The following is an 11,233-nucleotide window of genomic DNA, read 5'->3' on the forward strand; positions in this document are numbered from 1 at the left end:
ACCCTTATAGAGAAAGGCATTTAGCGATTTTTGTCAATTGTTTTTGCTCTAGAGCGAACTAATCAATTAAGTCTCTTGCCAGATAAGGATTTAGTCGATTTATGCCCCCCTATCGAACCATACCAAGTAACGAAGAACCATTGTTTCAGCAGTCAAGTCAATTAGGGTGCGTTAGGCAATCCCTTGTTTTTAGGGAAAAAATCAAGAGCTAAATATTGCCGTAACGCACCACAAAGAAAGGTTTCAGCAGTTAAGTAGGGTGCGTTAGGCAATCCCTTGTTTTCAGGGAAAAAATCAAGAGCTAAATATTGCCGTAACGCACCACAAAGAAAAGTTTTTGGTGCGTTACGCTACGCTAACACACCCTACTTTTATAAGCCGCTATGACGGAGGAGAGGCTCGGTACTAGGTTCGCGACCGCGGAAAGCTTTAAAAACATTCATAGGATGGGAACTTCCCCCCATAGCTAAGACAGTATCGCGAAAACGGCGGCCGATCGCTTTCACTGCTTCTTCGTTATCTAATCCCACTTCCTCGAAAGCGGCAAAAGCATCGGCGCTGAGAACTTCTGCCCATTTATAACTATAGTAACCCGCCGCATAACCGCCAGCGAAAATATGCCCAAAAGAACATAAGAAAGCATCTTCTGGTAGGGGAGGAATGATCGTCGTCGTCGCCGCTAAACGCTGTCTGACTTGTTTAGGAGTTTCGCCGCCATTGGGTTGATAACGATGGTGTAATTCCAAATCTACTAAAGACAAATGTAACTGACGCAGCATAGCCGAACCGCTCATATAATTCTTAGCTAGGAGCAGTTTTTGATAGTAATGTTCGGGGAGAGTTTCACCGGTTTCGTAGTGTTTGGCCATACTCATTAAAGTAGGGCGATCATAACACCAATTTTCCATAAATTGACTGGGCAATTCCACCGCATCCCACTCAACGTTATTAATACCCGCTGCGCCGGAATAATCCACAGTGGTTAACATATGCTGTAAACCGTGGCCAAATTCGTGAAATAGGGTAGTTACCTCCTCAAAGGTCATTAAACTGGGGTTTCCGTCCACTGGAGGCGTTTGATTGCAGATTAAATAGGCCACAGGTAAACGCACCTCGGCACCAGTTTTGGCGCGACCGATACAGACATCCATCCAAGCACCGCCGCGTTTTTCGGCGGGACGACTGTAGGCATCGAGGTAGAAATAGGCGATTTTTTCGCCCTTTTCGTCGTTAATCTGGAAATAACGCACATCAGGATGCCAGATAGGTGCTTTACCGTCGGTAGCGATAATTTCCACCCCAAAAATCCGTTTAGCGAGGCTAAATATGCCTTCTAAAACCCGTGGTAGGGGGAAATAGGGGCGTAATTCCTCGGCACTAAAGTTAAACTTGGCCTGACGCTGTTTTTCTGACCAATAGGCTATATCCCAATGCTTGAGATCGTCGGTTCCCGCAAAAGTTTTTAAGGCCTCTAAATCCTGTTTTGCCGCTTTATAGCTTACTTGGCGTAAATTGTCAAGCAATTTCTCGATTTCATCCACAGAATTGGCCATTTTCCGGGCAAGACTGACCTCGGCGTAGGTACTATAACCTAAAAGATGGGCCTGTTCCTGACGAAGTTGCAAAATGCGATCGATTAAGGGATTATTATCCAATTCTCCCAGATCAGCCCGACTAACGTAGGCTTTATAGAGTTTTTCCCGCAATTCCCGATTATCGCTGTACTTCATAAAGGGGAAATAACTGGGAAAATCGAGGGTAATCACCCAGGGACCAGTTTCGGTGCTGGCGTTAGTTTCCCCTTGGCCCCGGGCGGTTTGGGCGGCTAAACTGAGGAGACTAGGGGGTAAACCGGCGATATCTTCTGGGGTTGTTAGTTTTAGTTGAAAAGCTTTGGTGGCATCGAGGAGGTTATTAGAAAATTTCGTGGTGATTTCCGCTAATTCCAGTTGAATCGCGTTAAATCTGTCTTTTTTCTCCCCTACCAATCCCACCCCGGCCAATTGGGCATCCCGCAGAGAAGCTTCGACAATGCGCTGTTGTGCCTCGTCTAATTGCCCCCAGCTTTCCCCTTGACGCAGGGACGAGAATGCCTCATAAATGGGTTTACTTTGGCTTAAACGGCTAATAAACTCGACTACCTGTGGTTGTACGGTTTCGTAAGCTTGACGCAATTCCGGGCTATTTTTTACCCCCATCAGATGACCGATAATCCCCCAACTCCAGCTTAAACGTTCTTCGATCCGGGTGAGGGGTTCGACTAATTTTTCCCAGGTGGGGGCAATCTGCGCTTCTAAATCGGTTAATTCTCTGGCCAGTTCCTGCAAAAGTTGCGTCATGCCAGGGACAATTAGGCCGGGTTGGATTTGGTCAAAAGCCGGTAATCCTTGACCGGCAAGCAGCGGGTTACTGGTGTTCGTCATAATTGTTGGTCTGGAAGGGTGGGTAATCTGTATCTTTTACTACCCTAACCCAAATCCCCGACCATCTATCCGGGCGATCGAACGCCGGAGCTTTTTCAGTGGGGTGTGGGGTGTGGGGTGTGGGGTGTAGGGTGTGGGGTGTAGGGTGTAGGGAAAGAAACCTCTTTCATCTGTGGGGGTGAAAATTTTTTCATTGGGACTGCCTCTGTTGATCAAAGATAAGCAAAAATTATTTATTGACTCCAAAAACTTGAGAATATTTAAATTAACATTCCGCAATATTTACAAATTCTTAAGAATTAATTGAGAAAGATTTTTATTTAACAACGATGTTACAATGGTTACAGCGATTTTACTGAATTTCATAATGGGTTATTCTGTGCTTTTTTGGGCAGCAATGGTTGAAACCCTTGCCACACCTAGAAGGTGATCCTAATTAAGACGGTCAAATCAGTCAATTTCACCCATAACGATGATCTTTTTTTTGTGTAGTTTTATTGCAAAAAAAAAGTTTTTTTGACAAAAAGCACAAAGTATGATAGTACCCAACGTATTTCTGGCTGCGAGTAATTATTGTAGAGGGGGAGAAAGGAGAAGGGAGAGCATCTCACCTTTGCAATGAGCATAAATACTTAGTGGAAAAATAGGCTTTTCGAGGGTAATTCTTGTTTTAATTCTCCATGTACGCAGTCTTTAAAAGCCTCTATTTCGTTCCAAGACACGATTAAGAGTGGCTTTTAGGCTAAGTATAATTACTTATCGCGTAAGTGAGATGCTCCCTCTGGTATCAAATAAATCAAAGGGTGAAACCTGAGTTAACAAATAAATACAAGTGACTCCTAAACTATACAAATCACTAAGATTGATCGGCTTACCGTTGGCTTGTTCTGGTGCGATATATTCCGCTGAACCGATTACTGTACCAGTAACAGAACGGTTAAGATGTGTAACAACTTTAGACGCGCCAAAATCTACTAAAACCGCTTTCTTGTCTGAGTTACGTCTAATAATATTTTCTGGTTTAATGTCTCGGTGAACCACTCCCTGACTATGAATAAAATCTAAAACCGGCAAAATATCCGTTAATAAAGCTTTAATCTTGGCTTCATTAAATACCCCCTGGCTTCTTAATTCTTGTTCTAAATTCTGTCCTTCAATATATTCTTGTACCAAATATTGACGGTCATCATCATGATTGAGATAGGCGAAAAGTTCAGGGATTTGGGGATGTTTTCCTAACTTCTCTAATTGGATTGCTTCTTTTTCAAATAATTCTGAGGCTTTCTCAATTGTATCAGTCCCTTGAGCCGAAGGAAAAAACTGTTTAATCACACAATAAGGTCGAGAAGGCTTACTGTAATCTATCGCCTTAAAAGTGCGACCAAATCCTCCTTGACCAATTAATTGAGTTGCTTGATAACGCTCTTGTAAGAACAATTTCGAGCGGCATTTTTCACAGAATTTATTGCCATCTGGATTGGCGGAGGAACAATTAGGATTGAGACACAGACTCATGGTTTTTACTCCTTTAAGTAGTTGGGTTGACGTTAAAAAAGTAGCTGTTGGTTATGTTGGGTTTCCTGTCTTAGCTGTTGGTTATGTTGGGTTTCGTGCCTCAACCCAACCTACGGTACTTCTTCCTACTTTACATTTTTACATGAACTAAGCCTAAAGCCTAAACTATGTTGACCTATAACCACAAAAAAACCCGCTTGCGCGGGCTTTTTCCACAAAACCAAAGTTTTAATTAACCTAACAACGCTTTTGCCTTCGCTACCACGTTATCCACAGTAAAACCGAACTTCTCTGACATTCCTAGATAAAATATCGTAATTTTGTTAAAATAATCTCAAAGAAAAGCCTCTAAAATCAAAGGTAATGTCCAAAATCGCTAAAAAACTTAGTAATTCTCCTTTTCGTTATCCCGGCGGTAAATTTTATGCCCGTAAGCTAATCTTAGCTTGTCTTCCTAGTCACCATAAGTATTGTGAACCCTTTGCGGGGGGAGCATCTATATTCTTTGCTAAGGAAAGTGTAGCAGAGAATATTCTCAATGACAAAGATGAGGAATTAATCAACTGTTATCGACATATCAAAGATCATCTTAATAGTCTAATTGAATTATTAAAAGGTCTAAACGCTACCAAAGAATTACACAATTATTATAAAAATGAATTTCAACCAGCCAATGACCTAGAAAGAGCCATGCGTTGGTATTATCTAAATAGAACTTCCTACTCAGGAATTATGAAACTTGAAAATTGTTATTGGGGCTATGGTGATAAGTATTCTATGCGTCCTGAAAACTGGCCTTCTCACCTAAAAACCACTTCGGAAAAACTGCAAAATGTCAATTTATCTTGTTTAGATTTTGAAGATTTAATCAATCAATTACCCGATGATTACTTTTTATTTGTCGATCCTCCTTACTTTCAAGCAGATCAAAATAAATTCTATTCCTGCTTCTTCAGTCTAGAAGATCATGAAAGGTTATGTAAGACGTTGAAAAAACATCAACATCGATTTAAATTTCTTTTGACTTATGATAATTGCTCCGAAATTAGAGAAATGTATGATTGGTGTATTTCTTTACAAGATAATGAATGGAATTACACTATTAATCGAACTGATGATCAAAAAAATGGTTTAAAATTAGAACATGGTTATCAGAGTGAAAGACGCAAGGGCAAGGAGGTATTTATTGCTAATTATGATCTTCAGAAACCTGCAAGATTTACACCTCTACAATTAAGTTTATTCGATGTATCTTGATTCCTAATTTTAATCAAGTAAATCCTCTATTTTTTCTATCGGGAGCCATGGTTGTAGAGGTTCAGCCGTATTAACATCAAAGAAAATTTTGGGATAATTAGGGATGAAATTACAGTTTTGATCCTGGCATTTCTGGCGAGAACAATTGATATTATTGGTTTGATTTGCTGTTAAATCTTTACTTCTGGCAACGTACATTTTTAAAAGGGCTTCTTCTTGATTATTAATATTAATTTTGCTTAAAAATATTTGCTCTTTTGGTGTGGGCTTCCAAACAAATAGTCCCGTTTCTAAATTGGTCTAAAAAAAAGCATTGGCAAGAGATGTAATCACTAAATCAAAATCTGTTTTAATATGAAGGTATTCCTATCAATTTAGACCTTTTGTGTTCGGTAATTCGATTTGTAATTTTCTTGTGCGAGAATGGGTACTTTTTCAAAAAAGATCAAGTTGAACTTCAAAAAAAGGTTTTCTAATTATTAAAGGAGGATCACCGATTTCTCCAGAGAGTTTCAGCAAGCCATCATCAAAAGTATCTAAAACATCCACTCTGGCTTTAATTGCCGTCGCCACATGAGTTGCATCTTTAGGTTTTAGTGCCTGATATTGCCACATCAATTCTCTGGCTAGTTCACCAACTTTTCTGTCCACATCATAAATATAAATCCACTCATGTCGGAAAAAATCTCTGATTTTTTCCTCACTTTCTTTAGGTAATTTTGGCTGTCCTTTTTCTAATTTCACCACTTCAATAAAAGTAAGAGCAGAAGTCACAATTATTACCTGACCATTTTCAGCTGCTTTGAGAACAGAAATACAATCATTAATTTTATCCTTTTCATTTTTCAGGAAAGCTAAAAAAACACAAGAATCCCAGTAGTGTAGCTTTTTTGTTGGACGAATCACTTACTTCCTCCCCAAATTCCGATCATTTCCTCAATGGTAGGTAAATCTTTTTCCTCAGGAAAAAGATCAATTGACTCAACTTTAATCCCGATTTTTTCCCCATCTTCTCTAGAGGTAACTATCCCCGATACAGAGACTCTTTTTTCTAGATATTCTTTGATATTATCAAGTAAATTTGGTTCAAAGTAACATTTAACACTTTTATTAGTCAATAAATTGTAAACTCTAAAAATAGGTTGACGACTTACATCAATAGCTTTAAGCACACCTTCTACAGTACCAAAACTTTGATATTTTCCCCCGATAATTTCATCAACATTAGCAATCAAAGCTTGATTCAAGTCGATACACCTTGAATCAAAGCCCAATTGCACCATAAACTCATCTCTTTTTTTCAATATTGCTAATGATCGCGCACTTTCTAAAGCTCGATCAGAAAAATACTTAGGGCGAATCGGATGTTCTAAAATTGTTACTATTCCCCTTTCTACAGTCTTAATAACTTCAGAAATTTGACTAGGTGTAATCTGATCTTGAGGCATTCCTTCTAAAGTAAGATGAATGCTGCCACTATGAATTTGAGAGATTCTCCAATTTATCAGGGGGCGATTTTTGTTAGCAAGGGTTTTATCTACTTCATGGAGTAGTATTGCTAATTGTTCTTGAGCCTTGATAAATTTATCAAAAGACAACAGTGAGCCTTCTATATCTAGTGTTAGGCTCTTGATTGTTTCCTTCGATATAGGGCTTTCCCCTTTAGTCATGGCTCTAGGAATCGTGATAATTATCTCAAGTGTAAAGGTTTTGGCTAACTACTAAAGCTTCCTACTTTACATTTTTACATGAACTAACCCTAAAGCCTAAACTAGGTTGACCTATAACCACAAAAAACCCGCTTGCGCGGGCTTTTTCCACAAAATCAAAGTTTAATTAACCTAACAACGCTTTTGCCTTCGCTACCACGTTATCCACGGTAAAACCAAACTTCTCTAGAATCACACCCCCTGGAGCAGAAGCGCCGAAGGTATCAACCCCCAACACATCCCCCTCATCGGTGATGTAACGATGCCAACCCATGGTTGAACCCGCTTCCACTGCGAGACGTTTTTTCACTGCTTTCGGCAGTACCGATTCTTTGTATTCTGCCGATTGTTCCTCGAATAGCTCCCAACAGGGCATAGAAACGACGCGAGCTTTAATTCCTGCCTCTTTTAACACCGCAGCAGCTTTATCGCAGAGATATAACTCGCCCCCCGTACCGATGAGAATGACATCGGGAGTACCTTCGCAATCGGTGATAGTATAAGCACCTTTAGCCACACCCGCAAGGGAAGTTCCCGCTAAATTGGGCAGATTTTGACGGGAGAGAGCCAATAAAGTCGGGCGTTTCTTTTCGCTCACCGCTACTTTATAAGCACCGGAAGTTTCCGTACCATCCCCCGGACGCATGACTAAGAGGTTAGGAATAGCGCGCAGAGAAGCAACGTGTTCCACGGGTTGGTGAGTCGGTCCATCTTCCCCTAAGGCAATGGAATCGTGAGTCATTACCCAGATGACGCGGGTTTCTGACAATGCCGATAAACGGATAGAATTCCGCATATAGTCGGTGAAAATCAGGAAAGTCGCCCCGTAGGGAATCAATCCCGTGTTATGGAGAGCAATACCGTTACAAATCGCCCCCATCGCGTGTTCTCGTACGCCAAAATGGACGTTACGCTCCTGATAACTGCCTTTTTGGAAATTACCAAAATGCTCTAATTCGGTGTAGTTAGAGTGGGTTAAATCCGCCGAACCACCGATTAAACCGGGTAAAACCCCCGCAAGCGCATTTAAGCAGATTTCCGAGTGTTTACGACTAGCGAGCGCCTTATCTTCGGGTTTATAAACCGGTAAAGCTTGCTCCCAACCTTCCGGCAGTTGACCGGTGGTTAACTGTTCAAATAAAGCCGCTTCTGCGGGATATTTGGCCTGATATTCGTTAAATAACTTATTCCAGTCCGTTTCTGCCGTTGCTCCCTTGTCCACTGCTTGCCGGAAACGATTTAACACCTCATCGGGAACCACAAACGGCTCGTATTGCCAACCTAACGCTTTCCGGGTTAACTCGATTTCTGTTGCTCCTAAAGCTGCCCCGTGAACATCGGCGGTATTAGACTTATTGGGGGAACCATAACCGATAGTGGTGGTGATTTTAATCATCGAGGGTTTATCGGTGACAGCTTTGGCGGCTGCGATCGCATTGGCAATGGCATCTAAATCGGTGTTACCATTCTCGACGTGCTGAACGTGCCAACCGTAGGCTTCAAAACGCTTGCTCACGTCTTCGGTAAAAGCGATATCGGTGGAACCATCGATCGAGATATGGTTATCATCGTAGAGAGCGATTAACTTGCCTAAACCCCAGTGACCGGCTAAAGAACAAGCTTCCCCGGAAATACCCTCCATATTGCAACCATCACCCAAAATCACATAGGTGTAATGGTCGATAATTTTGGCATCCGGTTTGTTGAAACGGGCCGCTAAATGGGCTTCTGCTAGGGCCAAACCGACACCATTAGCAATCCCTTGACCCAGAGGACCGGTGGTCACTTCCACCCCTTCCGTGACGAAATTTTCGGGGTGGCCGGGGGTTTTCGATTTCCACTGCCGGAATTGTTTAATTTCCTCGAGGGGAACGCTATCGTATCCGGTCAGGTACATCAAAGCGTACTGCAGCATACAACCATGACCGGCGGAGAGAACAAAACGATCACGATTAACCCATTGGGGGTTTTTCGGGTTAAAACGCAGGAATTGATCCCAGAGAACAAAGGCCATGGGAGCGGCTCCCATGGGCAGTCCGGGGTGTCCCGATTTAGCTTTTTCTACGGCATCTACCGCTAAAAAACGCACCGCATTAATACAAAGTTCTTCGAGGGATTGGGAGGCGACAACCATAATGTTTTTTAGAATGAACTACAAAAATAAGACCAGGTTAAAGAGGGAGCCACTCAAAGATTACTCTTTCAGGGGCATCGACTCAAGCATATTTTCTAAAAGCTAAGGTGACGTTATGGCCGCCAAATCCAAAGGAGTTGGAGAGGGCAGCGTTAACTATCTGCTGACGACTTTCGTAGGGGACGTAATCGAGATCACAATCGGGGTCGGGATTGTCCAGGTTGAGAGTCGGGGGAATCCGATCATTAGCGATCGCCATAACCGTGGCCACGGCTTCAATGCCGCCAGAACCGCCTAAAAGGTGGCCTGTCATCGATTTGGTGGAACTGACGGGGATTTTGTAGGCCGATTCTCCTAAAGCTTTTTTAATCGCCTTGGTTTCCGTGGGATCATTAGCCCCTGTACTGGTGCCGTGGGCGTTGATATAGCTAATTTCCGCCGGAGTTAAACCGGCATCTTTGATCGCTAATTCGATCGCTCTGGTGGCTCCACGACCGTCGGGAACTGGTGCCGTCATGTGATAGGCATCGCAAGTCAGACCATAACCGATCATTTCGGCGTAAATCCGCGCCCCACGAGCCAAGGCTGTTTCTAATTCCTCTATAATCAAAATTCCTGCCCCTTCCCCCATGACAAAACCATCCCGATCCTTGTCAAAGGGACGACTGGCCCGGGTGGGGTCATCGTTGCGGGTGGACAGGGCCTTAGCGGAGGCAAAACCAGCCAATCCCAGGGGGGTAACGGCAGCTTCCGTCCCGCCGCAGATCATCGCTTTGGCTAAACCCCTTTGTACTAGACGGAAAGCATCGCCGATGGCATTGGAACCGGCGGCGCAAGCGGTCACGGTGCAGTTACTCGGTCCTTTGGCCCCCGTGTGGATGGCGGTTAAACCAGCGGCCATATTGGCAATCATCATCGGGATCATGAAGGGACTACACCGGCTCGGACCTTTTGTCAAGTAAATTTCCTGTTGATCCTCAAGCACTTTTATGCCACCCACGCCCGTACCGATTAGTACTCCTATATCATCGGCATTGAGAGCGTCGATAACTAATTGAGAATCTTGCAGTGCTTGCAAACTGGCGGCGACGGCAAATTGAGCGAAACGGTCCATGCGCTTTGCCTCTTTGCGATCCACATAGTCGTGGGGGTCAAAACCCCGCACTTCCCCAGCAATGCGACAAGCGTGACGGGAGGCATCAAAGTGGGTAATTAAACCAATGCCACTTTTGCCGTTGATTAAGCCTGTCCAATAGTCTGCTAGATTATTGCCGAGGGGAGTGATTGCACCCATCCCCGTGATGACAACCCTTTTTAATGGCAATTCTGTCATGTTTGTTCAAAAATAAGGGCAGATTTTGCCCCAGATATTTAAGGCTAAATTGTCAATTTTCTCGCAATAATTAGGCGGTTGCTCCTACTTTCTCGCTAATATGGTCAACAGCTTTGCCCACAGTGTCAATTTGTTCGGCCGCTTCGTCGGGAATTTCAATATCAAATTCTTCCTCTAAAGCCATCACTAACTCGACCACATCAAGGGAATCAGCTTGCAGATCATTAGCAAAGCTTGCGTCGGGAGTAACTTTTTCCGGCTCTACTTCTAATTGTTCCACAACAACTTTTTTAACTCGATCGAAAATACCTTCACTCATGGATGTCAATTTTTATCCGCTGGTTTACCGGACTCTAGCCTCTAGGGTCTGGGGAAATGGGGCGGTGTTACCATTTCCGACAATAAATTTCGGTTAGCTTTTTCACTGACCATTTTTCATCTTACTGGAAGTTGTTCCCCTCTTGATGAAGTTTTTTCTCGATCATCGGGGAAGTGGGGTGTGGGGTGTAGGGTGTGGGGTGTGGGGTGTGGGGTGTAGGGTGTGGGGTGTGGGGTGTAGGGAGAAGGGAGAATAAATAGAAATAATCTCCTGTCTCCTGTCTCCTGTCTCCTATCTCCTATCTCCTATCTCCTGTCTCCTATCTCCTGTCTCCTGTCTCTTATCTCCTGACGACCGAATAAAAAGCAAAAATATAACGGATAACTCCGAAATTCAGATAATAATCATCGGAAATTTTGGGTCTGAAACCCCGCCGTTCTAGGTTGGCTTTACGTTAGAATTAAAAGGCCAGTCTCGAAAACCAAGTGGACGGCGCAGCACCTTGAAAACTCGGCTTAGGGGGTTCCGACCAGAAAAGCTTGG

The 11,233-nt window shown here is 43.1% G+C and carries 9 protein-coding genes and 1 pseudogene; 2 read left to right on the top strand and 8 right to left on the bottom strand.

Annotation, left to right across the window (positions count from 1 at the left end; all coding sequences use genetic code 11):
• Nucleotides 1-30: 30 nt before the first annotated feature.
• A complete protein-coding gene (locus tag O9332_RS26655; RefSeq protein ID WP_288028081.1) occupies nt 31-165 on the top strand; it encodes a hypothetical protein in 135 nt (44 codons plus the stop codon).
• Nucleotides 166-371: 206 nt separating this feature from the next.
• Here O9332_RS26655 and O9332_RS26660 read toward each other — a convergent pair whose 3' ends face one another.
• From O9332_RS26660 to O9332_RS26670, 3 genes and pseudogenes are all read right to left on the bottom strand, one after another.
• The gene (locus tag O9332_RS26660; protein WP_002759920.1) at nt 372-2,423 is read right to left on the bottom strand and encodes a M3 family metallopeptidase; all 2,052 of its coding nucleotides are present in this window, start codon (nt 2,421-2,423) and stop codon (nt 372-374) included.
• Nucleotides 2,424-2,462: 39 nt separating this feature from the next.
• Entirely contained in the window at nt 2,463-2,702 is a 240-nt protein-coding gene (locus O9332_RS26665) for a hypothetical protein (RefSeq protein ID WP_002759918.1), read from the bottom strand.
• A 507-nt stretch (nt 2,703-3,209) separates the two neighbouring features.
• A pseudogene (locus O9332_RS26670) lies at nt 3,210-3,938 on the bottom strand (protein kinase domain-containing protein); the annotation flags it as partial.
• Nucleotides 3,939-4,301: 363 nt separating this feature from the next.
• Between O9332_RS26670 and O9332_RS26675 the strand changes: the two are divergent.
• Nucleotides 4,302-5,195, top strand: a complete 894-nt coding sequence (locus O9332_RS26675; protein WP_004159430.1) for a DNA adenine methylase — start codon at nt 4,302-4,304, stop codon at nt 5,193-5,195.
• 435 nt (nt 5,196-5,630) lie between these two features.
• Here O9332_RS26675 and O9332_RS26680 read toward each other — a convergent pair whose 3' ends face one another.
• The 5 genes from O9332_RS26680 to acpP all read right to left on the bottom strand — a co-directional run bounded on the left by O9332_RS26680 (nt 5,631) and on the right by acpP (nt 10,690).
• Nucleotides 5,631-6,101 carry a type II toxin-antitoxin system VapC family toxin gene (locus tag O9332_RS26680; RefSeq protein WP_004159431.1) on the bottom strand — a complete coding sequence of 157 codons (471 nt, stop codon included), beginning with the start codon at nt 6,099-6,101 and terminating at the stop codon, nt 5,631-5,633.
• The gene (locus O9332_RS26685) at nt 6,098-6,865 is read right to left on the bottom strand and encodes a hypothetical protein (protein WP_004159432.1); all 768 of its coding nucleotides are present in this window, start codon (nt 6,863-6,865) and stop codon (nt 6,098-6,100) included. Before O9332_RS26685 ends, O9332_RS26680 begins: the two co-directional genes overlap by 4 nt.
• A 166-nt stretch (nt 6,866-7,031) precedes the next feature.
• Entirely contained in the window at nt 7,032-9,038 is a 2,007-nt protein-coding gene (tkt, locus tag O9332_RS26690; RefSeq protein ID WP_149987372.1) for a transketolase, read from the bottom strand.
• 82 nt (nt 9,039-9,120) lie between these two features.
• Nucleotides 9,121-10,371 (bottom strand): beta-ketoacyl-ACP synthase II, encoded by a 1,251-nt coding sequence (fabF, locus tag O9332_RS26695; RefSeq protein ID WP_288028078.1) that lies wholly within the window; start codon nt 10,369-10,371, stop codon nt 9,121-9,123.
• A gap of 70 nt (nt 10,372-10,441) precedes the next feature.
• Nucleotides 10,442-10,690: an acyl carrier protein gene (acpP, locus tag O9332_RS26700; protein WP_002798625.1), complete on the bottom strand. Its 249-nt coding sequence runs from the start codon at nt 10,688-10,690 to the stop codon at nt 10,442-10,444.
• Nucleotides 10,691-11,233: the final 543 nt, after the last annotated feature.

This window comes from Microcystis sp. LE19-10.1B, from assembly GCF_027530565.1.
GTDB classification, from domain to species: Bacteria; Cyanobacteriota; Cyanobacteriia; order Cyanobacteriales; family Microcystaceae; genus Microcystis; species Microcystis aeruginosa.

Coding starts and splice junctions, on each gene's coding strand:
- O9332_RS26660 (WP_002759920.1), bottom strand. CDS start 2,423: ATGACGAACACCAGTAACCCGCTGCTTGCCGGTCAAGGATTACCGGCT.
- O9332_RS26675 (WP_004159430.1), top strand. CDS start 4,302: ATGTCCAAAATCGCTAAAAAACTTAGTAATTCTCCTTTTCGTTATCCC.
- O9332_RS26685 (WP_004159432.1), bottom strand. CDS start 6,865: ATGACTAAAGGGGAAAGCCCTATATCGAAGGAAACAATCAAGAGCCTA.
- tkt (WP_149987372.1), bottom strand. CDS start 9,038: ATGGTTGTCGCCTCCCAATCCCTCGAAGAACTTTGTATTAATGCGGTG.
- fabF (WP_288028078.1), bottom strand. CDS start 10,371: ATGACAGAATTGCCATTAAAAAGGGTTGTCATCACGGGGATGGGTGCA.
- acpP (WP_002798625.1), bottom strand. CDS start 10,690: ATGAGTGAAGGTATTTTCGATCGAGTTAAAAAAGTTGTTGTGGAACAA.